Source organism: Mesorhizobium sp. CA10 (assembly GCF_020165285.1).
Taxonomy (GTDB): Bacteria; Pseudomonadota; Alphaproteobacteria; order Rhizobiales; family Rhizobiaceae; genus Mesorhizobium.
This window is the reverse complement of record NZ_JAIUHV010000021.1, coordinates 1-21,695: the sequence shown is the minus strand read 5'-3', so window position 1 is coordinate 21,695 and position 21,695 is coordinate 1. Positions and strand designations below refer to the sequence as shown.

The 21,695-nt window shown below is 62.6% G+C and carries 27 protein-coding genes and 3 tRNA genes; 16 read left to right on the top strand and 14 right to left on the bottom strand.

All coding sequences use genetic code 11. The annotated features are described in order from the left end of the window. Positions 1–18 precede the first annotated feature (18 nt). The 4 genes from LB535_RS27805 (at position 19) to LB535_RS27790 (ending at position 2,616) form a co-directional block, all read left to right on the top strand. Positions 19–396 (top strand): hypothetical protein, encoded by a 378-nt coding sequence (locus LB535_RS27805; RefSeq protein WP_224608278.1) that lies wholly within the window; start codon positions 19–21, stop codon positions 394–396. Positions 397–598: 202 nt separating this feature from the next. Continuing rightward, positions 599–967, top strand: a complete 369-nt coding sequence (locus tag LB535_RS27800; RefSeq protein WP_095767598.1) for a GFA family protein — start codon at positions 599–601, stop codon at positions 965–967. Positions 968–1,104: 137 nt separating this feature from the next. Next, positions 1,105–1,755 carry an OmpA family protein gene (locus tag LB535_RS27795; RefSeq protein WP_027170410.1) on the top strand — a complete coding sequence of 217 codons (651 nt, stop codon included), beginning with the start codon at positions 1,105–1,107 and terminating at the stop codon, positions 1,753–1,755. A 252-nt stretch (positions 1,756–2,007) separates the two neighbouring features. Then, on the top strand, positions 2,008–2,616 hold the full coding sequence (locus LB535_RS27790; protein ID WP_224634453.1) for a hypothetical protein: 609 nt from the start codon (positions 2,008–2,010) through the stop codon (positions 2,614–2,616). 93 nt (positions 2,617–2,709) lie between these two features. On the opposite strand, the gene LB535_RS27785 is transcribed toward LB535_RS27790, so the two are convergent. Further along, on the bottom strand, positions 2,710–4,251 hold the full coding sequence (locus LB535_RS27785) for a DEAD/DEAH box helicase (RefSeq protein WP_224634452.1): 1,542 nt from the start codon (positions 4,249–4,251) through the stop codon (positions 2,710–2,712). Positions 4,252–4,544: 293 nt separating this feature from the next. Beyond that, positions 4,545–5,318 (bottom strand): NAD kinase, encoded by a 774-nt coding sequence (locus tag LB535_RS27780; RefSeq protein ID WP_140842832.1) that lies wholly within the window; start codon positions 5,316–5,318, stop codon positions 4,545–4,547. 245 nt (positions 5,319–5,563) lie between these two features. On the opposite strand from LB535_RS27780, the gene LB535_RS27775 reads away from it, so the two are divergent. Further along, a complete protein-coding gene (locus tag LB535_RS27775) occupies positions 5,564–5,728 on the top strand; it encodes a hypothetical protein (RefSeq protein ID WP_224532355.1) in 165 nt (54 codons plus the stop codon). A 19-nt stretch (positions 5,729–5,747) separates the two neighbouring features. Here the strand turns inward: LB535_RS27775 and LB535_RS27770 are convergent, their stop codons facing one another. The 5 genes from LB535_RS27770 to LB535_RS27750 are packed head-to-tail and all read right to left on the bottom strand — an operon-like array spanning position 5,748 to position 10,292. Then, the gene (locus tag LB535_RS27770) at positions 5,748–6,506 is read right to left on the bottom strand and encodes an MBL fold metallo-hydrolase (protein WP_224634451.1); all 759 of its coding nucleotides are present in this window, start codon (positions 6,504–6,506) and stop codon (positions 5,748–5,750) included. Between the two features lie 3 nt (positions 6,507–6,509). Continuing rightward, positions 6,510–7,574 carry an ABC transporter ATP-binding protein gene (locus tag LB535_RS27765; RefSeq protein ID WP_224634450.1) on the bottom strand — a complete coding sequence of 355 codons (1,065 nt, stop codon included), beginning with the start codon at positions 7,572–7,574 and terminating at the stop codon, positions 6,510–6,512. After that, positions 7,571–8,353: an ABC transporter permease gene (locus tag LB535_RS27760; protein ID WP_224634449.1), complete on the bottom strand. Its 783-nt coding sequence runs from the start codon at positions 8,351–8,353 to the stop codon at positions 7,571–7,573. Before LB535_RS27760 ends, LB535_RS27765 begins: the two co-directional genes overlap by 4 nt. Positions 8,354–8,355: 2 nt before the next feature. Beyond that, entirely contained in the window at positions 8,356–9,201 is an 846-nt protein-coding gene (locus tag LB535_RS27755) for an ABC transporter permease (protein ID WP_224634448.1), read from the bottom strand. Positions 9,202–9,209: 8 nt separating this feature from the next. Next, positions 9,210–10,292, bottom strand: a complete 1,083-nt coding sequence (locus LB535_RS27750) for a spermidine/putrescine ABC transporter substrate-binding protein (protein WP_224634447.1) — start codon at positions 10,290–10,292, stop codon at positions 9,210–9,212. 93 nt (positions 10,293–10,385) lie between these two features. On the opposite strand from LB535_RS27750, the gene LB535_RS27745 reads away from it, so the two are divergent. After that, a complete protein-coding gene (locus tag LB535_RS27745; RefSeq protein ID WP_224634446.1) occupies positions 10,386–11,000 on the top strand; it encodes a TetR/AcrR family transcriptional regulator in 615 nt (204 codons plus the stop codon). 27 nt (positions 11,001–11,027) lie between these two features. Here the strand turns inward: LB535_RS27745 and LB535_RS27740 are convergent, their stop codons facing one another. Then, positions 11,028–11,228, bottom strand: a complete 201-nt coding sequence (locus LB535_RS27740) for a DUF2905 domain-containing protein (protein WP_224608917.1) — start codon at positions 11,226–11,228, stop codon at positions 11,028–11,030. 111 nt (positions 11,229–11,339) lie between these two features. Further along, positions 11,340–11,415 (bottom strand) — tRNA-Thr (locus LB535_RS27735). A gap of 150 nt (positions 11,416–11,565) precedes the next feature. Here LB535_RS27735 and LB535_RS27730 point away from each other — a divergent pair. Beyond that, on the top strand, positions 11,566–11,733 hold the full coding sequence (locus LB535_RS27730; protein WP_140842871.1) for a hypothetical protein: 168 nt from the start codon (positions 11,566–11,568) through the stop codon (positions 11,731–11,733). A 205-nt stretch (positions 11,734–11,938) separates the two neighbouring features. After that, the gene (locus LB535_RS27725; RefSeq protein ID WP_224634445.1) at positions 11,939–12,250 is read left to right on the top strand and encodes a BA14K family protein; all 312 of its coding nucleotides are present in this window, start codon (positions 11,939–11,941) and stop codon (positions 12,248–12,250) included. A gap of 114 nt (positions 12,251–12,364) precedes the next feature. Here LB535_RS27725 and LB535_RS27720 read toward each other — a convergent pair whose 3' ends face one another. Beyond that, positions 12,365–12,724 (bottom strand): hypothetical protein, encoded by a 360-nt coding sequence (locus LB535_RS27720; RefSeq protein ID WP_224634444.1) that lies wholly within the window; start codon positions 12,722–12,724, stop codon positions 12,365–12,367. Between the two features lie 190 nt (positions 12,725–12,914). Here LB535_RS27720 and LB535_RS27715 point away from each other — a divergent pair, with 190 nt between their 5' ends. Continuing rightward, positions 12,915–13,274: a hypothetical protein gene (locus tag LB535_RS27715; RefSeq protein ID WP_224608244.1), complete on the top strand. Its 360-nt coding sequence runs from the start codon at positions 12,915–12,917 to the stop codon at positions 13,272–13,274. Positions 13,275–13,375: 101 nt separating this feature from the next. Here the strand turns inward: LB535_RS27715 and bhcR are convergent, their stop codons facing one another. Then, positions 13,376–14,197 (bottom strand): HTH-type transcriptional regulator BhcR, encoded by an 822-nt coding sequence (bhcR, locus tag LB535_RS27710; RefSeq protein ID WP_140698754.1) that lies wholly within the window; start codon positions 14,195–14,197, stop codon positions 13,376–13,378. Positions 14,198–14,400: 203 nt separating this feature from the next. Between bhcR and gcl the strand changes: the two genes are divergently transcribed. The 3 genes from gcl to LB535_RS27695 all read left to right on the top strand — a co-directional run bounded on the left by gcl (position 14,401) and on the right by LB535_RS27695 (position 17,997). Continuing rightward, positions 14,401–16,182: a glyoxylate carboligase gene (gcl, locus tag LB535_RS27705; protein WP_224634443.1), complete on the top strand. Its 1,782-nt coding sequence runs from the start codon at positions 14,401–14,403 to the stop codon at positions 16,180–16,182. A gap of 26 nt (positions 16,183–16,208) precedes the next feature. Further along, positions 16,209–17,006, top strand: a complete 798-nt coding sequence (gene hyi, locus LB535_RS27700; RefSeq protein WP_224634442.1) for a hydroxypyruvate isomerase — start codon at positions 16,209–16,211, stop codon at positions 17,004–17,006. 106 nt (positions 17,007–17,112) lie between these two features. After that, positions 17,113–17,997: a 2-hydroxy-3-oxopropionate reductase gene (locus LB535_RS27695; protein ID WP_263490969.1), complete on the top strand. Its 885-nt coding sequence runs from the start codon at positions 17,113–17,115 to the stop codon at positions 17,995–17,997. 69 nt (positions 17,998–18,066) lie between these two features. Here LB535_RS27695 and LB535_RS27690 read toward each other — a convergent pair whose 3' ends face one another. Then, positions 18,067–18,930, bottom strand: coding sequence for a TrmH family RNA methyltransferase (locus LB535_RS27690; protein ID WP_224634440.1), 864 nt, complete (start codon positions 18,928–18,930; stop codon positions 18,067–18,069). A 199-nt stretch (positions 18,931–19,129) separates the two neighbouring features. On the opposite strand from LB535_RS27690, the gene LB535_RS27685 reads away from it, so the two are divergent. Together LB535_RS27685 and LB535_RS27680 are read left to right on the top strand one after the other, a co-directional pair. Beyond that, positions 19,130–19,214 (top strand) — tRNA-Tyr (locus LB535_RS27685). Positions 19,215–19,301: 87 nt separating this feature from the next. Beyond that, a tRNA-Gly gene (locus tag LB535_RS27680) sits at positions 19,302–19,375 on the top strand. Between the two features lie 71 nt (positions 19,376–19,446). Here LB535_RS27680 and LB535_RS27675 read toward each other — a convergent pair. Further along, the gene (locus LB535_RS27675) at positions 19,447–19,902 is read right to left on the bottom strand and encodes a YidB family protein (protein ID WP_224634439.1); all 456 of its coding nucleotides are present in this window, start codon (positions 19,900–19,902) and stop codon (positions 19,447–19,449) included. A gap of 130 nt (positions 19,903–20,032) precedes the next feature. Between LB535_RS27675 and LB535_RS27670 the strand changes: the two genes are divergently transcribed. Next, positions 20,033–20,290, top strand: coding sequence for a GlsB/YeaQ/YmgE family stress response membrane protein (locus LB535_RS27670; RefSeq protein WP_224532368.1), 258 nt, complete (start codon positions 20,033–20,035; stop codon positions 20,288–20,290). Positions 20,291–20,301: 11 nt separating this feature from the next. Here the strand turns inward: LB535_RS27670 and LB535_RS27665 are convergent, their stop codons facing one another. Continuing rightward, a complete protein-coding gene (locus tag LB535_RS27665; RefSeq protein ID WP_224634438.1) occupies positions 20,302–21,246 on the bottom strand; it encodes a DMT family transporter in 945 nt (314 codons plus the stop codon). Between the two features lie 228 nt (positions 21,247–21,474). On the opposite strand from LB535_RS27665, the gene LB535_RS27660 reads away from it, so the two are divergent. After that, a partial coding sequence (locus LB535_RS27660; RefSeq protein ID WP_246678039.1) for a GTP-binding protein occupies positions 21,475–21,695 on the top strand: 221 nt, incomplete at its 3' end.

Genomic DNA, 21,695 nt, shown 5'->3' with positions numbered 1-21,695 from the left:
CTCGAAAGGAACGCTTCGATGTCTGCTGCCATATCAAGATCGGCCCAAGCCGTTCGACCGGCTGGCCGACTTTTGTTCTCCCTGTTCGCCGTTGGAGCGATCGCGGCGCTGGCGTCGCCGGCTGCTGCGCACGATGCCCAGCCCACCGCGGCCATGCCGCAAGGCTGGAAATACCCCTTTGCCTGTTGTGCCAACTACGATTGCAAGGAGGTGCCGCAGTCATCGATCAGCGAGCGGCCCGAGGGCTACGTCATTAAAGGTACGGGCGAGGTGGTGGCTTATGCCGACAAGCGGGTCAAGAATTCGCCCGACGGCGAGTACCACTGGTGTGCGCACCAGGCCGGGCTCGACGCCGGCAAGACCATCTGCCTGTTCGTGCCGCCTCCCTCTTACTAGGGCTCTGAACCTGCCGCGGAAGGCGAGGCGCTGTGGCTCGATCCACGGCAGGAGAAGGCTGCCGACCTTGCTGACAGACGGTTGTCAGGACGGTTTCTTTATGTTGCCTTGCACCGAGCAATTCCAGGAAAAGTGCGTAGCGGTTTTCCGTCCGGAATTGTGTGAAACTAAGGGCGCGGCGGACAACGGAGAGGTTGAGTCCATGACCATCAGGGGAAGCTGTCACTGCAAGGCGACAACCTTCGAGGTTGCCGAGGCGCCGCGGACGGTGACGCAATGCACATGCTCGTTCTGCTCGAAGCGGGGCTCGTTATGGGCCTATTATGTGCCGTCGCAATTCAAGCTGACGAGCCCGCCGGAGAATGTCTCCTTCTATCGCTGGGGCTCAAAGACGGTGAAGCATGGCTTCTGCGCCATTTGCGGCTGCGGCACCTTCACCGAGACGCCTGATTGGTCGACCGGAGAGCCGGATTTCGACAACCCGAAGATCAGCGTCAATTCGCGCCTGTTCGATGATTTCGATCTGGACAAGGTCGAGGTGGTGGTCATCGACGGCAAGAACTTGTGGTAGAGCCGACACGGGAGCCACCGCCGGACTTTACCGGCGGCATTCCCGTTCCGTTTTTCGCCGCATTTCATGCTACAAGGCTGCGGAAGGGCTGATTTGGCGCGGTCGCAAAGGCCGCGAATTGGAGAGGGACCAATCTTATGAAGAAGACTGTGCTCGTCGCCGTGGCGACGGCTCTATTGGTGAGCGCCTGCACCACCACCGATCCGTATACCGGCGACCAGAAGATCTCCAACACGGCGGCCGGTGCCGGCCTCGGCGCCCTGGCAGGCGCCAGCCTTGGCCTGCTGGCCGGTGGCAACGACCGCCGCAACGCGTTGATCGGCGCCGGCATCGGCGCGCTCGCCGGCGGCGCGATCGGCGCGACGATGGACCAAAACGAGGCCGAGCTTCGCCGTCAATTGCAGGGCACCGGCGTCAGCGTCACCCGCAGCGGCGACCAGATCATCCTCAACATGCCGTCCGACATCACCTTCAATGTCGACCAGGACGCGGTGAAGCCGGGCTTCTATCCGGTGCTGAATTCGGTCGCGCTGGTGCTGAAGAAATTCCGCCAGACCACTGTGGACGTGTTCGGCCACACCGATTCGACCGGCGGCGACGAGCACAATTTCGACCTGTCGCAGCGTCGCGCGCTTGCCGTCGCCAACTACCTGTCCGGCCAGGGCGTCGATCAGCGCCGCTTCGCCGTCACCGGCTTCGGCAAGACCCGCCCGATCGCATCCAATGCGACCGCCGCCGGCCGCGAGCAGAACCGCCGCGTCGAAATCCAGCTGTCGCCGCTCACCTGAGGAAACGGCGCGCAGAGGCGCAATTCCATCAAGACAAACGGCTCCGAAGGGGGCCGTTTTTGTTTGAAATGGTCCAAAGATGGGTCGAAGGCCTTAGGACATTAGTTTGTTCTAATTAATGCTTTTCCAGAACCAGGGAAAGGACTAACATTCTGCTGTTCCAGAGGGGATGGGGCGGTCAATCGGCCGCGCAATCAAACATCTACCGCCCCGGTCTTGCACGGCCAGATCAAGAGAATCTGGGAGGAATGCATGACAAGAACAGCTCGCTTGGGGCGCTGCGGCGTCCTCGTTTTGGCATGTCTTATCGGCACATCGTTCGGGCTCGCTTCGGCCCGGGCCGAGGACGCCAACAAGGCCGACATCGAAGCCTTGAAGAAATCGCTGGCCAAGTATGAAGATTACACCGCCGCTGTTCGCGACCTCTATTTGTCGACCGTCGGCTGCATCCACTATGGCGGCGAAAAGATAGACGGCGCTATGTACTATCAGAAGGGCGCGATGGGCATCCATTTCGTCAACGTCCCGAGCGTCGGCAAGCCGCTCGACCCGATGAAGCCCAACGTCCTGATCTACGAGCCGACCAAGAAAGGCTTGAAGCTGGTCGGGGTGGAATGGCTGGTGCCGCTGACGCCGGACACCAAGGAGGTGCCGACGCTGTTCGGGCAGAAATTCATGGGGCCGATGGAAGGCCACTACCCGCTCATTCCGAGGGAGTTCGTCCACTACGACCTGCATGCATGGCTGTTCAGGGACAATCCGAACGGCATGTTCAGCCCGACGAACCCGAACGTGAAATGCAGCAAGGCCGAGTTCCCGATGCTTGAGAAGCCGACCAAGATGATGCCGGGTCCGATGTAGGCATCGCCTTTGGCTGAATTGTTCCAGGCGAAGCCAAAAACGAAACGGCCCCGTGTGGGGCCGTTTTCAATTCAGGCTACGCTGATATCGGCTTCAGACCTTCGCGACGATCCGCATGAAGGCCGGCACGTCGTCGCCGAAGCCGACGGTTGCGTCGTCTTCTTCCTGACGATGGCGGCCGGGGCGGTCGCGCTGCGGATGGGCGTCGCCGCGCTGCTCGTGACGGCTGCCAGAACCCTTGCGCTCGTTCTCGGAACGGATCGCATCCTTGCGGGCGCGGCGTTCGGCGATGTCGGCCACTTCGGCGACAGGCTGTTCCTCACGCGCGGCATCGGGCGTCTCGTCGCGCTTGGCGTGACGGTCCTTCTTGCGCTCGCCCCGATCCTTGCGGTCCTCGTCCTTGCGGCCGGCGCGACGCGGGGCGCCGCGGCCGCGGCGCGGCTGCTCCTCGCCCTCGCTCTCGGTCACGGTCGACAGGTCGCCGTCATGCCACTCAATCTTGGTGCCGATCAGCCTCTCGATGGCGTCGACATATTTGGTGTCGGAGCGGGTAGCGATGGTGAAGGACTTGCCGGCGCGTCCGGCGCGGCCGGTGCGGCCGATGCGGTGGACGTAATCCTCGGCGTGGATGGGCACGTCATAATTGAAGACATGGCTGACATCGGGAATGTCGAGACCGCGCGCTGCGACGTCCGAGGCAACGAGGTAGCGCAGCTTGCCGTCGCGGAAATTGGCGAGCATCTGCATGCGGGCGCGCTGGTCCATGTCGCCATGCAGCGCGCCGGCATCGAAATCATGCTTCAACAGCGAGCGGAACAGCTCCGACACCTCGACCTTGCGGTTGCAGAAGATGATGGCGTTCTTCAGATCGGCGTCTTCGGCCTTTATCAGATTGCGCAGCGTCTCGCGCTTTTCCCAGGGTTTTGAGCCGGACTTGACCAGCCGCTGCGTGATGCTGGTCGCCGTGGAGGCGGCCTTCGAAACCTCGACGCGCACCGGCGCGTGCAGGAACTTCTCGGTGAGCTTGGTGATCTCCGGCGGCATCGTCGCCGAGAAGAACAGCGTTTGGCGCGTGAACGGGATCATCTCGCAGATGCGCTCGATATCGGGAATGAAGCCCATGTCGAGCATGCGGTCGGCCTCGTCGATGACGAGGATCTCGACGCCGTTGAGCAGAAGCTTGCCGCGCTCGCGGTGGTCGAGTAGGCGGCCGGGCGTCGCGATCAGCACGTCGGCGCCGCGCTCGAGCTTCTTGTCCTGTTCGTCGAAGGAGACGCCTCCGATCAGCAGCGCGATATTGAGCTTGTGGTTCTTGCCGTATTTGATGAAGTTTTCCTCGACCTGCGCGGCGAGCTCACGGGTCGGTTCGAGGATCAGCGTGCGCGGCATGCGGGCTCGCGCCCGGCCCTTTTCCAGGCGCGTCAGCATCGGCAGCACGAAGGAAGCGGTCTTGCCGGTGCCGGTCTGGGCGATACCCAGCACGTCCTTGCCGAGCAGCGCATGCGGGATGGCGCCGGCCTGGATCGGAGTCGGCGTGGTGTAGCCGGCATCGGTGACCGCGGAGAGAACCTTCGGCGACAAGCCGAGGTCTGAGAATGTCAACGCTTCTTGAGCGATCGTGGTGTCTGAGGACAAGTGTTTGTTGTCTTTGTTGGTTGGGAAAATCGCGACACAGTAGCCGCGGCAGGCGCCGCGCGCCTGCAAGATCGGTGTTGCAGTTAGGCGCAAGCCCTCGATTTGTCAACAGAAACGGACCGAAATACAGCGATTGTGAAGCCGTAACCTTAATCGCGATGCTTAAAGCGCGTCGCGCTGAAACGGTTTGAGGCTTCGCGCTTTATGTCTTTGCTTGATCACGCCGTATCGCCCAAAACCGCTGCGCGCTTTTGGGCGATATGCATTGATCGAAACAATATCCTTGCGCCGGCTCAGTAGCGGAACTGCTCGGCAAGGATACGCTCGTTCCAGGAATGGTTCGGATCGAACAGCAAAGTTGCCGTCGCCGTCGGCGATTCCCGCACGGTGACGGAGGCCACTGCCTTGACCTCGGTATGATCGGCCGCGGCATTCACCGGGCGCTTTTCGGCTTCCAGGATGTCGAAGCGCACGGTCGCCTTGTTGGACAGCAGCGCCCCGCGCCAGCGGCGCGGCCGGAAAGGACTGACCGGCGTCAGCGCCAGAAGCGGCGCATCGAGCGGCAGGATCGGCCCATGCGCCGACAGATTGTAGGCAGTGGAACCGGCGGGCGTCGCGATCATCACGCCGTCGCAGTTCAGCTCCTCCAGCCGCACCTGGCCGTCGACGGTGATGCGGATCTTCGCCGTCTGGTAGGATTGGCGCCACAGCGCCACCTCGTTGATGGCCGGCGCCGAAATCGTTTCGCCGTCATGCGTCACGGCCACCATTTCCAGTGGCCGGATCGTCTCGGAGACGGCGTTGGCGATGCGTTCCTCGAGGCCGCCGGCGCGATATTCGTTCATCAGGAAGCCGATGGTGCCACGGTTCATGCCGTAGACCTTCTTGCCCGTGCTCATCGTCTCGCGCAGCGTCTGCAGAAGAAAGCCGTCGCCGCCGAGCGCGATGATGATCTCGGCATCCGCGACAGGCACCTGTCCATAGCGCGCGGACAGGCTTTCCAACGCCGCGCGGGCGTCGTCGGTGTCGGAAGAAACGAAGGCGAAACGGCTGGCGGCTTTGCTCATGGCTCCCGGAGGGCGACCGTCTGCGGGGCCGCGCCGGCGACGGCGTAGCATGCGGCGCCCACATCTGTGAAGGGCGCTGCGCCAGCTGGCGGTCACACCCGACAATCGCGCTTCGTGACAGCCGCGACATGAATGTGATGGCTGCTATGGTTAAGGCGAAGCTTAAACACTCGTAAAGCCGGATCGATCATGTTAGCCGACAGTGGATGGGTTGGCGGGGGCTAGCCAGTCGAGAGACCTGTCTATTGCCGGTAACGCGTCTGATCATAGTCTTCCTGATGATGGGAAGTTTCGCGCTGATGTTCGCCGAGCTGGTGCGTCATTCCGAAGAGATGAGCCAGCGGCCGCAGCCGACAGCTTCCCGCTGCGGCGACGCCACGGGAACACTTTGCCCGCAAAGGGCGCTGTAGGCTTCGCTTCCCTGATCGCTCAGCCGCTCTGCAAGTGGCACCCGGCCTTGCGTTTGCCCGCGACATACTCATCGATGAGTTGCCGGTAGCGCACCTTGCCGAAGCTCGGGAAATGGCCGCCATGCACGACCGAGACGTTGAGCTCGCGCATGGAAAGCAGGGTCCCGACGTAGTCATCGATGTCGGAGTGATAGACGTCGTCGATCAGCGGCCCGTCATAAACTATGTCGCCCGACAGCAGGATGCCGGTCTTTCTCTCATAAAGCGCGATCCCGCCGGGCGAGTGTCCAGGTGTGTGGATGACCTCGAAGGCGCGGTCGCCGAGGTCGATCACGTCGCCATGCTCGAGCAGCCGGCCCGCCGGCGCGGGCAGGATGCGGTAGCGCGCCGTATCCCAGCCTTCAGGCGCACCGTCGAACATCTCCTCATTGGCGTAGCGGTCCGCCACCGTCCATTCATTGCGCGGATCGGCGAGGATTGCCGCTTCGGCGGAGTGCACGCAGCGGTCCGGGAATTCGTGATGGCAGCCGATATGATCGAAATGCGTGTGGCTGGCGACGCAGGTAAGCTTGCGCTCGCTGACCATCGGCACATGGCGTTTCAGGCTGAAATGGCCAAGGCCGGTGTCGAACAACAGGTCGCGGTCGCGCCCGCGCGCATGCCAGATGTTGCAGCGGAAGAATGGTTTTATCCACGGCTCATGGATGAGCGTGATGTCGTCGCCCATGCGGATGGTTTCGTACCAGTCCGGAGCCTCGATGACCGGAAGCATACCCATGGATCAGTCCGCCAGCAGGATGATGTCTTGAACGTTGCATGAAACCTGGATCGTGTCGCCCGCCTGAATAGCGGTGGAAGCGGGCGCCTTGGCGATGAATTGCAGCGCGGTATCCTGCGTCGAGATAGCCAGCACGCGCTTGAAACTGCCCTGGAAGACGACATCGCCGACCTTGGCCATGCCTAGCGCGACATTGCCTTTCGCTTCGCCCAGGACCAGGTGCTCGGGTCGGATGGCAAGCGCGACCGTGGCGCCGGCAGGCGATACACCGCGCAGTGAAATCGGCCCCACCGCCGTCGAGGCCGTGACGATCCCGTTCCTCGCCTCGGTCACGGTGCCGGCAAGGATCGTGCTCTCGCCCATGAAGGTGGCGGAAAAGCGCGTCGCCGGCCGCGCATAGACCCGCTCGGCCGGGCCTTCGTCCTCGATGCGGCCGTCATTCATCACCACGCAATGGTCGGCCAGCGCCATCGCTTCTTCCTGATCGTGGGTGACATGGATAAAGGCGGTGCCGACGCGCTTCTGGATCGCCTTCAGCTCGTCCTGCATCTGCCGGCGCAGTTTGAGATCCAGCGCACCGAGCGGCTCGTCGAGCAGAAGCACCGCCGGTTCGATGACCAGCGCGCGGGCCAGCGCCACGCGCTGCCGCTGCCCGCCGGAGAGCTGATGCGGCTTCTTGTCGAAGGCGGCCGCCAACCCCACGAGAGCCAGCGCCTCGCGCGCCTTCGCCGCCCGGGTCGCGCCGTCGACGCCCTGCATGCGCAGCCCGAAGCCGACATTACCGCCGACGCTCATATGCGGAAACAGCGCGTAGTCCTGGAACACGGTGGTCGTCGGACGCTTGGCCGGCGGCAGAGCGGTGCAATCCGTGCCGCGGATGAACACCTTGCCCTCGCTGGGCGTGACGAAGCCGCCGAGGATCGAAAGCAGCGTGGTCTTGCCGGAGCCGGACGGCCCGAGCAGGATCGTATAGCTGCCGGGCTCGATCGCCAGCGAGACGTTCTTCAGCACCGGTAGCTGGCCGAAGCGATGCGAGACGTTGCGGATATCGACCAAGGGCGCGCTCATGCCGGCTTTCTCCGCAACAGCGTCAGCTCGAAAAGCACCACCAGGACGATGGAGACGGCAAAGACCAGCGAGCCGACGGCATTGGTCTTGGGGTTGAGGCCGGAACGCAGCAGGTTCCAGATCTCCACCGGCAGCGTCGTCTGGAAGCGGGTGAGCAGGAAGGAGATGACGAACTCGTCCCAGGAAAACGTCATCGACAGGAAAAAGCCGGCGAAGATCGCCGGCGCCATCACCGGCATGGTGATCATGAGCAGCACCTTCCACTCGGCGGCGCCGAGGTCCTGAGCGGCGCGCTCGATGTTGACCTGGTGGTCGCCCATCTGGCTGTAGATGATGGCGAAGCAGAGCGGCAGGTTGATCACGACATGGCCGATGCCGGCGGCCAAGAGCGACTTCGGCACGCCGGCCCAGTTGAACAGCACCAGAAGGCCCATGCCGATGATGAGATAGCTAACGGTCAGCGGCAGTGTGATCAGGCCGCGCAGGATGGCCGAACCTGGCAACACGAAGCGCGCGAACCCCCAGGCGGAAAGAAAGCCGAGCGTGACCGAAGCGAGCGAGGAGAGCACCGCCACCAGCAGCGAATTGAGGAGCGCCGAGGTGAGCCGCGCATCCGACAGCACCGCCTGGTACCAGCGCAGCGACGGGCCGGTGAAGGGCGGGATCGGGAAGGACGTGGCCTGCAGCGAGAACAGCACCAGCACGACCACCGGCAGGAAGATGAAGCCGTAGATCGCGACGGCGTAGACCCAGGCGGCGAGGCGGACGGCGGCGCGCATGGTCAGGCCCGCTCGATCTTCAGCCAGCGCGCGCAGGCGAGATAGGCGATGGTGACGACGGCCATCAGGATGATCGACAGCGCCGAAGCCAGCGGAAAATCGCCGCGGCGGCCGATCTGCATCATGACGAGCTGCGGCATGACCAGCTCGTTGTTGCCGCCGAGGATCTGCGGCGTGATGTAGTCGCCGATGCAAAGCACGAAGGTGAGGAAGGCGCCGACCATGATGCCCGGCAAGGTCAGCGGCAGCACGACATGCAGGAAGGTGCGCACCGGCCCCGCGCCGAGGTCGGCGGCAGCCTTGCGGTAGCTTGGGCTGAGCTGTTTCAGATTGGCGAAGATCGTCAGCGTCAACAGCATGACGAAAAAATGCACGAAGCCGGTGACGGTGGCGAAACGCGTGTTGGCAAGCTGGAGCGGCTCGCCGATCAGGCCGATGCCCGTCAGCGCCCGGTTGATGACGCCGTTCTGCGCCAGCACCAGCAGCCAGGAATAGGAGCGCACGACATAGGACGTCCAGAACGGCAGCACTGCCAGCATCAGCGCCAGCCGTTGCCAGCGTTCCGGCACTTGCTCCGCGAGAATCCAGGCAAAGGGATAGGCAAGCAGGATCGAGATGACGGTGACGATCGCCGTTACCTCCAGCGAGTTCACCATCGCCCGCCAGTAGGACGGATCGGTGAAGAACTGGCTGTAATTGGCCAGAGTGAAGCCGCCGCCTTCATGCGCCGTCAGGCTGGAAAACCCCATGGCGATGAAGGGCAGCACGAAGAAAGCACATGTCCATGCCAGCGCCGGCGTGACCAGCGCCCAGGGCAGGGCACGCGACTTGTTTCCCGCTGATGTCATCGGCCGGTTTACTGCGCCTGCAGCATCTCGGTCCACATATCCTGCATCTTCTTATCGAGATCGGCGTTCGGCGCCGGATAGGCCTGGGCGCGGGCAAGGAAGCCGGGCTGCTCGTCGAAGCGCAGGATCTTCTTCTGATCATCAGTCAGCGCCGCCTTCTTGTTCGACGGCATCCCCCAATAGCAGGAAGAGGTCGCAAGCCGCGCCTGGCCCTCGGGGCTCAGGATGTATTGGATGAATTTCAGCGCCATGTCCTTGTTCTTGGAATCCTTGAACATGGCGAGCGACTGCGACCAGAGCACAGCACCCTCCTTCGGGATCGAGAAGTCGAGCGCGGGGTTTTCCTTGGCAAGGCCGGCCGTCACCCATTCGCCGCCGCCGACCAATATGTCGACCTCGCCGGTGGCAAGAGCCGTCTGGCTGGCTGTTACCTCGCCGACCAGCTTGGCATTGGCCTTCATCTTAAGCAGCTCGGCCTTGAGGGCAGGAAGGTCGGCCTCGGTGAGGTCGGCCGTCTTCTTGCCGATGGCCAGAGCGGCCATGCCGATCACCGGCAGGTAGTAGTCGTAGATCGCGATCTTGCCCTTGTATTTGTCGCTGGTAAGCGAGGCCAGCGACTGCATGTCGGCCGGGTCGACCTTGGTCTTGTTGAAGCCGATCGTGTTGTAGCCGAACTTTTCTGTGATGCCGTAGCGTTTGCCGTCGACGATGGTGGACTTGTCCATCTTCACTTCGGGGAAGAGGTCGGCGAAGGGCAGCTTGTCATCGGGCAGCGGCTCGAACAGGCCTTTCTCGACGCCGCGCGGCACGTCGATGGAATCGATCACCATCACGTCCCAGTCGCCGGGCTGCGACTGGTCGACGATGGCCAGCCCCGCGCCGGTGCCCTCGAATTCCTTGACGTTGACCTTGACGTTGTTGGCTTCCTCGAAGGGCTGCAGCAACGCCGGATCGGAATGATCGCACCAGATCAGCGCATTGAGATCGGCGGCCTGGGCGCTTCCGGCAGCGATAAGGAGCGCCGCAGCCGCGCAGGCCGCTACGAGATAAGACTTCAGGGTGAAATGCGGAGTCCGGGCGGTGATGGTCATCGAGTGTTCTTCCTGCCTTGCTGGCTTGTTGGAAGAAAAGTTGAACCAATTCTAAAATTGAGTCAATTATGATTTTGTGGCAGAGAGGCCGATATGAGCGGATTGCGCGAACGGCAGAAGGCGGACCGGCACAGGCGCATCATCGATGCGGCGACGGAGTTGTTCCGCGAGGCCGGCTACGAAGGCGCCAAGATCGAGGCGATCGCAGCGCAGGCCCAGGTCTCGATCGGCACGATCTACAATTACTACCAGAACAAGGGCGACATCCTCGGCGCCATCGTCTCCATGGAGGTCAACGAGGTGCTGAATGCCGGGCGAGGGGTTGTCGCCAGCCCGCCCGCCAATGTCGGCGACGCGCTGGACACGCTGATCGGCATCTATATCGAGCACTCGCTAAATTATCTCAGCAAGGAGATGTGGCGCCAGGCGATGGCGATCTCGACGCAACTGCCTGACAGCCCCTTCGGCCAGGCCTACACCGCCCTTGACCGCGAGCTGACCAGGCAGATCAGCGCGCTGATAGTCCGCCTGCAGGAGATCGGGCTTGTGCGCTCGGACATAGACGGGCCGGCGGTGGGCGAGCTGATCTTCAACAACATGAACATGATGTTCATCGAGTTCGTCAAACGCGACGAGGCGAAGATACCGGAGCTGCGCGCTGCGATCAGGCGGCAGAATAGGGTGCTCGTGGCGGCGATTGGGGTGTGAAGCGAAATCGCTGCCGCCGAAGCGCCCCTAACGGTTGATCAGCCATAGGATCGCCGAGACCACGACGCTGATCAGTATTCCCGTGGTGATGGGAACGTAGAGCCTGAAATGCTCGCGCTCGATCACGATATCGCCTGGTAGCCGGCCAAGGCCGATCCGGCCCACCCAAGGCCATAGCAGACCTACGGCAACCAAACAGAGACCAACGATGATCAGGGTTCGCGACATGCTTCCCCGCGTCTGCGTCACGCTACTAGCGATCATAACCGGCGTGCTCAGCCGCGTGCGCTCGCGAACAGCGTTTGTTCGAAGGGCATTGCGGGCGTCTCCGCTACAGGATGGTGCCCCCGGCAGGGATCGAACCCGCGACCTTCGGTTTACAAAACCGCTGCTCTACCAGCTGAGCTACAAGGGCACGGCGCTCCGGTAGCACATTTCGTGCGCCAGTAAAGACAAAACTCCGTTTCGGGTTCCTAACGGACCGCGTGGCTTGGTCAGCGTGCTGAAAAACGCTGCGCCGCTTCCTACATCTTTCTCGGGTGCAATCGCATCGAACGGGTGCCGCATGATCAGATTCGTCATCATCCTGCCGCTCATCGTCGTGACCTGGCTTCTGCTGGTGAAGGTCATCAGCGATCTGAAGAAGGCCAACATCGACTGGACCGGCGTCGCCACATTCATCGGCTTCATCGTGCTGGCCTTCTGGCTGAGGCATGTCACGGGGATGGGGTGAAAGAGAGCGAGTAGCGAATAGTGAATAGCGAATAGGGGATTTGCATTCAGCATATCCCCGCTTTCCCTACTCGCTATTCGCTACTCCCTATTTGCTCAATCCCGGCGAAAAAAATCGCGAAAATACTTCGAACCTTTTTCCGGGCCGCAGCGACAGACGATCAAGAGGCGGATGGTTCGCCTCTCCACCGAAACAGGAGATCGTCATGTTCAAGCGCACCATCGTTTCCGGCCTCATCGCCACCACCGTCGCCGCCGGCTCACTCGTCGGCACCGTCCAGCCTTCGGCCGCCCACGACCATCATCACCGCCGCGAGCTCGGCATCGGCATCGCCGCCGGCGTCGGCGGTTTCGTTCTCGGCAGCCTGCTTGCCCAGCAGCAGCCCCGCAGCGTCTATGTCGAAGACGACAGCTACGACTCGATCCACGTCCGCCGCTGCTACGCCCGCTACGCCAGCTACGACGAGCGCACCGACACCTATATGAGCTACGACGGCCCGCGTTATTGCAGGCTCTAGGAGGGAGCTGAATAATCGGCTGGAAAGAGGGGCTGCGCGCAGCCCCTTTTCTTGCGCTGAGCATCCGCCTGATTGGCTTGATGTGAAGCGAACGACGTTTCGGCCTCCAGCAATTCAGGAATTGGACTTCAGCTCCAGCATTGCCAATCCCGCCGCCTTGCAGGCGCCGATGACTGAAACGTCATTTATCGCAACGAGTTCAAAGCTGTTTCCGGCATCGGGATAGATCTTGCCGATGAATGGCTCGCTGCCGCCGGGAGAGCCCTTGTCGTCGACATAACCGCACGCCACCACTTCGTGGCGGCCGTTCAACGTGCGTTCTCCGGCGAGCATCGTTCCGAATCTGGCAGCGATGGGGTTCTTCAGATGTTGGCGGACGCCGGCGGTAATGATCTCCTCCAGAGCGAGCGAGATCGGAATGGGATCGACCAGTGGGTTGCCGATGGCCTCGACCGGCGGCGGTTTCGCCGCCACGCATCCGCAAAGCGAAGCGGCGCATAGAAGATAAGCTGTTTTCCGCATCCGTGCCCTTTGGCATGCATCCCGACGCCGCGGCAAGACGGTCGAGTCCGGCGTCCGGTCGGTTCCTGCTGTGCAACCAAAGATGTACAGCGATTTTGCAAGCGTTTAGTCTGGCTTTGACGGCAATCGAGGGGAGGGTCGCTTGGACAATCAGGATCCCAAGGAAGAACGGGTCGAACCGGTTTTCCGCAACGGCACCATCACAATCGTCGGCATCCTGCTGGCGTTCTCGCTAGGCTTCATCACCCATTGGGCGGCCAACCCCATCCCATGGCAGACCTACCATCTGATTGCCGTCCTGCCGATCCTGGTCGGCATTGCGCTGCAGATCCGGGCGCTGGCCATTCTGCTCGACATCAAATCCTTGCAGCGAAGCATTCATGACCGCGCCAGTCGGATATTCCTCGCCGGCCTCATTTTCGCGGCCTGTGGCGTCGCGCTGGCGATCCTGCTCGATTTCTTCGATATATCGGCAAAGAGCGCATTGCCAGGCGCGTCTTAGTTAGAGCAATTCCAGGAAAAGTGTGTGCGCTTTTCCGTTCGGAATTGCGTAAAAACAAAGAGCTAGAGCGGTTCGCCGTTTCGATGAAACGGTGAAACGCTCTAGTAGGCTTTCACGCCGCCGATCATCTTCGTCACCTCGACCGCGGCGTCGCGCACCAGCGGACCGATCTCGGCCAGCCGCTCGGGCGTCACCCGCACCGTCGGTCCGGACACCGAAACGCCGCCGAGCGGCTCGCCGAACTCGTTGAAGATGGCGGCGGCCACGCAGCGCATGCCGGGGTGGCGCTCCTCGTCATCGACCGACCAGCCGCGATGCTTGATGACGGCCAGATCATGGGCCAGCGCCGAAATGTCGGAAAGCGTCTTGTCCGTGTAGCGCTGCAGGCCCGCCTTGCGCAGGATGGCGGCGACCCGTTCGGGCTCGAGATGCGCCAGCACCGCCTTGCCGATGCCGGAAGCATGAAAGGGACTGCGCGTGCCCGGCCGGAAGAAGGCGCGGATCGCCTGGTGCGTCTCGACCTGGCTGACGAAAACGACGCAATCGTCCTCGGCGACGCCGAGATTGGCGGTCTCGCCGGTCTTTTCCATCAATTCCTGCATGACGATGCGGGCACGGTCGACCAGCTTGCGGCGACGCAGGAAGGCAGCGCCCATCCGGTAGGTCTCCACGCCGACCGACCAGAGCTGGTCGGTCGTATCGAACTCGACCATGCCGTGGTTTTCCAGCGTCGTCAGCATGCGATAGGCTGTCGAGGCGGCAATGCCGCTTTGCGCCGCGATCTCGCTGAGCGACAGCCCGCTGGCCTCGGCGACGATGGCCAGGATCCGCAGCGCCCGGTCGAGCGACTGCACCGAGGCCGCTTCGGACGGGCCGTTGAAGGCGCGCGGCCGGCCGCGCTGGCGTTTTTCCGTCGTTTCCATACCGGCCATTCTCGCCGATTTGACATCGGATGCAATGAAAAAGTTTTTCAGTAGTGGCCATGAGCGATTTTTTGGAAAAGGAAAAGTGAAGCCAAATCAGCTGATAACGGCGGTTTTCTGGAAATGAAAAAATATTCTGGAAAAATTGAAAAATCGACCAAGCGCTGTCATTGTCAAGCCAACCAACGAAATGGAGGCTTGTCATGGCCAGGATGCGCGCTGTCGACGCTGCGGTTCTCGTTCTCGAAAAGGAAGGCATCACCAATGCCTTCGGCGTGCCGGGCGCGGCGATCAACCCGCTCTATTCGGCGCTGAAGGCGCGCGGCACCATCCGCCATGTGCTGGCGCGCCATGTCGAAGGCGCCTCGCACATGGCCGAAGGCTATACGCGGGCCAAGGCCGGCAATATTGGGCTCTGCATCGGCACCTCAGGTCCGGCCGGCACCGACATGATAACTGGCCTCTATTCGGCCTCGGCGGATTCGATTCCGATCTTATGCATAACTGGTCAAGCTCCCCGCGCGCGCCTCAACAAGGAGGATTTCCAGGCCGTCGACATCGCCTCGATCGCAGCACCGGTCGCCAAATGGGCCGTCACCGTCATGGAGCCCTATCTGGTGCCGATGACGCTGCAGAAGGCCTTCCATCTTATGCGCTCCTCGCGGCCCGGGCCGGTTCTGGTCGACCTGCCGGTCGACGTGCAGCTTGCCGAGATCGAATTCGACATCGACGCCTATGAGCCGCTCGCTCCCTTCAAGCCGGCGATAACGCGTGCCCAGGCCGAGAAGGCGCTGGCGATGCTCAACGAGGCTGAAAAGCCGCTGATCGTCGCCGGCGGCGGCATCATCAACGCCGACGCTTCCGATCTCTTGATCGAGTTCGCCGAAGTCACCGGCGTGCCGGTCATCCCGACGCTGATGGGCTGGGGCGCGATCCCCGACGACCACCGGCTGATGGCCGGCATGTGCGGCCTGCAGACCTCGCACCGCTACGGCAATGCGACGATGCTTGAAGCCGATTTCGTCTTCGGCATCGGCAACCGCTGGGCCAACCGCCATACCGGCTCGGTCGACGTCTATACCAAGGGGAAAAAATTCATCCATGTCGACATCGAGCCGACGCAGATCGGCCGCGTCTTCGCGCCGGATCTAGGCCTCGTCTCGGACGCGGGCGCCGCGCTGAAGATCCTGCTCGACGTCGCCACGGAATGGCGCACCGCCGGCAAGCTGCGCGACTGGTCGGGCTGGGCAAAAGAATGCCAGCAGCGCAAGAAGACGATGAAGCGCAAGACGCATTTCGAACAGGTGCCGCTGAAGCCGCAGCGCGTCTATGAGGAGATGAACAAGGCGTTTGCCCGCGACACCACCTATGTCACCACGATCGGCCTGTCGCAGATCGCCGGCGCGCAGTTCCTGCATGTCTACAAGCCGCGCAACTGGATCAATTGCGGCCAGGCCGGCCCGCTCGGCTGGACGCTGCCGGCGGCACTCGGCGTGCGCGCCGCCGATCCGGATCGCGATATCGTGGCGCTCTCCGGCGACTACGACTTCCAGTTCATGATCGAGGAACTGGCCGTCGGCGCCCAGCACAAGCTGCCTTACATCCACGTCGTCGTGAACAACGCCTATCTCGGCCTGATACGCCAGGCGCAGCGCGGCTTCTCGATGGATTATGAGGTGAGCCTCGCCTTCGAGAACGTCAACCGTGCAGGCGATCCGGAGGCGGGCTACGGCGTCGATCATGTCGCGGTGGCGGAGGCGATGGGCTGCAAGGCGGTCCGCGTGAAGAACCCTGAGGAATTCGCCGGCGCCTTCAAGGAGGCGCAGCGGCTGATGAAGGAGCACCAGGTTCCGGTTGTGCTGGAATTCATCCTCGAGCGCGTCACCAACATTTCCATGGGCACGGAAATCGACAAGATCACCGAATTCGAGGAGCTTGCCGAGCGCAACGAGGATGCGCCGACGGCCATCATGATGTTGGATTGAGTTCAGGCGGACGAAGGAGAAAAAGAATGCCGCGTTTTTCAGCCAATCTTTCGATGCTCTTCGGCGAGCACGAGTTCCTTGACCGTTTCGATGCCGCTGCCCGCGCGGGCTTCAAGGGCGTCGAATATATCGGCCCGTATGAGCATGCCCCGGATGTCGTGGCGGCGCGGCTGAAGAAGAACGGCCTGACACAGGTTCTGTTCAATCTGCCGGCCGGCGACTGGGCAAAGGGTGAACGCGGGATTGCCGTGCTGCCGGACCGCGTGCCGGAGTTCCGCCAGGGCGTCGCCAAAGCGATCACATATGCGCATGCGCTGGGCTGCGAACAGATCAACTGCCTGGCCGGTATCGCGCCGCAGGGTGCCGATCGTACTGTGTTGGAAAACGTCTTTGCCGAGAATCTCGCTTTCGCGGCCGAGAAGCTGGAGCAGGCCGGCATCAGGCTCTTGATCGAGCCGATCAATACCCGCGACATCCCCGGCTTCTTCCTGAACTATTCCAACCAGGCGCTGGCGCTGATCGACCGCGTCGGCTCGAAGAATATCTTCCTGCAATACGACATTTACCACATGCAGATCATGGAGGGGGACCTCGCCCGTACAATCGAAGCCAACCTCGGCCGCATCGCGCATATCCAGCTTGCGGACAATCCCGGCCGTCACGAGCCGGGGACGGGCGAGATCAATTATCCCTTCCTCTACGACCACATCGACCGCCTCGGCTATTCCCGCTGGATCGGCGCCGAATACAAGCCGAAAGCAGGCACCGAAGCCGGGCTCGGCTGGTTCCGCGAGTTCGCCGGGCAGGGGAGCGCGGCGGCTTAAGAGCCTGCGGCGAAGCTGCCAATCTCCCCACCTGTTGGGGAGATGGCCGGCAGGCCAGAGGGGGGCGCGAAGGAACGCGACCTCGACAATTACGACGGAGAATAACATGGACACCATCGGCTTCATCGGCCTCGGCATCATGGGCGCGCCGATGGCGGGCCATCTTCTCGCTGCCGGCTACACGGTCGTCGCCAGCGACCATCGCTCCAAGCCGCCCGCCGACCTCCTCGCCAGGGGCCTAAAGACCGTTTCCGGCCACGACGCTGTTGCCGGGGTTGCCGACATCATCATCACCATGGTGCCCGACACGCCGCAGGTCGCCGACGTGCTGTTCGGCGAGAGCGGCGTCGCTTCCGGTCTCACCAAGGGCAAGCTCGTCATCGACATGAGCTCGATCTCGCCGATCGCGACCAAGGAATTCGCCAAGAAGATCAACGAACTCGGCTGCGACTATCTCGACGCGCCGGTGTCGGGCGGCGAGGTTGGTGCCAAGGCGGCCTCGCTCACCATCATGGTCGGCGGTGAGGAGAAGTCGTTCGAACGCGCCAAGCCAGTGTTTGAGAAAATGGGCAAGAACATCACGCTGGTCGGTCCGAACGGGGTCGGCCAGACCACCAAGGTCGCCAACCAGATCGTCGTGGCGCTGACCATCGAAGCCGTCGGCGAAGCGCTGGTCTTCGCCTCGAAGGCCGGCGCCGATCCGGCCAAGGTCAGGCAGGCGCTGATGGGCGGGCTCGCCGCCTCGCGCATCCTCGAAGTGCATGGCGAGCGCATGATCAAGCGCACCTTCGCGCCCGGTTTCCGCATCGAGCTGCACCAGAAGGACCTCAACCTGGCGCTGGAAGGCGCCAAGGCGCTCGGCGTCTCGCTGCCCAACACCTCGACCACGCAGCAGCTCTTCAATTCCTGCGCCGCAAATGGCGGGGCCAAGGAGGATCACTCCGCGCTGGTCAGGGCGCTGGAGCGGATGGCGGGGCATGAAGTGGGATAGGAGTGAGTAGGAATTAGTGAGTAGTCAGTAGGGAATTCGTGTCCAAGCCTACTCACTACTCACTACTCACTACTCACTACTCGCTAGGAACTTCCTCGCCGCATAAAGGCTCACCGCCGCCGCGTTCGAAACGTTGAGCGAGTGGATCGCGCCGGGCATGTCCAGGCGGGCCAATGCCGTCACCGTCTCGCGGGTTTTCTGGCGCAGGCCCTTGCCTTCCGCGCCCAGCACCAGCGCAATCCTCTCGCCGGCGAAGGTCTTCTCCAGTTCGGCCGGCCCTTCGGAATCGAGCCCGATGGTCTGGAAGCCGGCCTCGTGCAACTGCGCCAGCGCGTCGGCGAGGTTCTTCACCTCGATCTGGTCGATATGCTCGAGCGCGCCGGAAGCGGATTTCGCCAGCACGCCCGATTCCTGCGGGCTGTGACGGGCAGTCGTGATCAGCGCGCCGGCGCCGAAGGCAACCGCGGAGCGCAGAATGGCGCCGACATTGTGCGGGTCCGTCACCTGGTCGAGCACCAGCACCAGCCTGGTGTCGCCAAGCGCGTCGAGACGCTTCGGCTTGAGCGGCTCGGCCTCGATCAGCACGCCTTGATGCACCGCATCAGACCCGGTGATCCTGTCGATGTCCTTCGGCTCGACAAGCTCGGCCTTGAAGGGCAGGGCGGCAGGGTCGCCGATCGAAAGCCGCTCGGCGGCGTTGCGCGTCACCAGCATCGTCCTGATCTTGCGCCGCGGATTGTCGAGCGCGGCCCGCACGGTATGCAGGCCGTAAAGCCGCACCAGCCCGTCGGCGGCAGACTCGCCCGGTGGCACCGGCTGGCGCGGCCGGAATGCCGGCGGCCCGCCCGCCTTCTGGTCGCGATGCGCGCGCCTCAGCTTGGCGTAGTGGGTGTCCTTGCGCGAGCCGGACTTGTTGCTTTTATCGTCGCTCATGGCGGCCTCTATAGCCGTCCCGTCCGGCTAAGGATATGGGCTGGACAAATGAATGCCGAACATCCTCGAAAAACCCTGGCCGCGCCGGTTGACACCCACCGGCCTTGCCGCCATAAGGCGCTTCGCTGATTTCGGAGAAGATCTTACTCGGGCTCCGGATCGGCGGAAATGCCTCGTTGCATGGCTCCGGCGGCAGACTGGAGAGGTGCCCGAGTGGTTAAAGGGGACGGACTGTAAATCCGTTGGCTTAGCCTACGTTGGTTCGAATCCAACCCTCTCCACCACTGCCGGCCCGGAAGCCCTGAAACGAAAAGTCTCGGATCGAAAATGCGTGGCGCTTTTCGGGGGAATCCGGTACCTCAGTGCAAGGCGCGGGTATAGCTCAGTGGTAGAGCAGCAGCCTTCCAAGCTGAATATGCGGGTTCGATTCCCGCTACCCGCTCCAGATTTCTTCCCGCGAATCCTCAAATGAAACGCCGCGCGCCGTGGCACGCGGCGCGCTAGCAGGCCACTTCTCTAGCTGTTGAAGGCCGAGGCGACCTGATGGTGCTGAGGAATCTGACCGTTCGGCGTCAGCTTGTCGACAATGCCGGGCAGCGCGGTGGAGAGCTGCTGCAGCAATTCCTGCTCGCTCATCCCGGTGCGCTGCGCGATCTCACGGATCACCGAGGGCCCGAGCGCCGAGCCGAGATCACCCGGGTTGATCGGTTGGTTCTGGCCGGTGCCGACCCAGGAGTCGGCGACATTGCCGTGGCCAGCGTTCTTGAGCTTGTCGAGCAGGCCGCCGAGACCGCCGAGCAGGCCGCCATCGGCGGACACGTCGGTTCCCTCAGGCGTCGGCGCCGGCGCTTGCGGCGCGGCCGCCTCTTCGCTTCTGCCGCTCAGCATCTTGCCGACCAAAAGCGCGCCGAGCGCGATCATCAGGGGTTTGGTGATGTTGCCGCCCGGAACGGCATTGTCGAAAAGGCCCATCGTGGATCTCCTTGTCCAGCCAAGTCCGCCCGGGCCCAGAATGGCGCAAACAGGCGGAATTTCAAGCTGACTTGAGCTTTTGACAATCATGTGACCATGATGGCGCGGCGGGGGAATTTTGGAGGGAATTATGGGCATCATCAGCTGGATCATTCTCGGCCTTATCGCCGGGTTCATCGGCAGCAAGATCGTCAACAAGACAGGCCAGGGCATGATCATGGATATCGTGCTCGGCATTGTCGGCGCCATCGTTGGCGGGTTGATCTTCAGCGCCTTCGGCTCGTCGGGTGTCACCGGTCTCAACATCTGGAGCCTGATCGTGGCCGTGATCGGCTCGATCGTCGTGCTTTGGGCCTATCACCAGATTTCTGGCAAGCGCACGCTGTAGAAGGCCAGGGATCAGCCAGTAGGCTGCTGGAGATCGACCCGACCGGGTCGACAGGCTGGAGGCGCGCCGTCAGGCGACCATGGCCAGCCGGCGTTTTCTTTCGTCGAGCGAGACGATGCGAGACCGCTGGCTAGCACCAGCAGGATGCCGCAGACCGCGAGCGCGTTAGGAAATTGTCCGAACACCAGCAGGCCCGAAATGACCGCCCAGACGGTGAAGCAGTAATAGAAGGGCGCGACCGCGCTTGTCGGCCCGACCCGGTAGGCCATGAAGATGAAGAAATGGCCGAAGATCAGGAACAGGCCGGCGCCGGCGATCAGGAGCAGATGATGTCCTTCGGGCATTACCCATTGCTCGGAGACGAGATGCGCCGCGCCTGAGCCGGCCAGCACCACGACGACCGCGGAGATGGCGACGATCATGCCCGGCACTTCGGCGCCCACCTTGCGCCCGGCAAGGTCGCGCACCGCCGCGAAGGCGGCGTTGCCGAGCGCCAGCAGCGCATAAACCGAAATGCCCTGCATGGTCGGCTGCGCCACCATGAGCGCCCCGACAAAGCCAAGGCCGATCAGCGCCATGCGCGTGGCGCCGATCTTTTCGCCGAACAGCATCGAGGAGCCGACCAGCACGATGAGCGGCGTGACTTGCCCGAGCGCGGTGGAATCCGCGATCTGCATGTTGGCTAAAGCGACGACGTAACACAGGATCGCCAGCAGCTCGAACAAGTTGCGGCGCAGCACCTTGCGCTCGAAGAGCAGCGGGATCTGCCTGGCATAACCCAGCATCAGAAGCAGCGGCACGCCCCACAGCGTGGCGGCAGCACCCCGCAGCAGGAGAACTTCATAAGGCGGCAATCCGACGGTGGCGAGCTTCATCATCGTGTCGTTGACGAGGTAGGACCCCGTCGAGACGATCATAAACAGCGGGCCGCGGATATTGGATGGAATGAACTGCATCCGGCGAACAAGATCAGAGCGGCGTCGTGGCGGCAATGGGCCAGCCCGGAGCCTTTGATTTTACACGCGGCAGCCCTATATCCGCGCCATATCCCACCGAAATCGACCATTGGTTCGGGTCGAGCAAGAATCCGCTCAGCCACAAGGTACTTGTGTTTTTCAGCCGTTGTCGCTAATCGCCCCGCATTCGACTGAACTGAAGGTCAAGGCCGTCCAAGGAAAGAGACTATGGCAAAAGGTAAATTCGAGCGCACCAAGCCGCATGTGAACATTGGCACGATCGGTCACGTCGATCATGGCAAGACGTCGCTGACGGCGGCGATCACGAAGTATTTTGGCGAATACAAGCGCTATGACCAGATTGACGCGGCACCTGAAGAGAAGGCGCGCGGCATCACGATCTCGACGGCGCATGTCGAGTATGAGACGGCCAACCGTCACTATGCCCA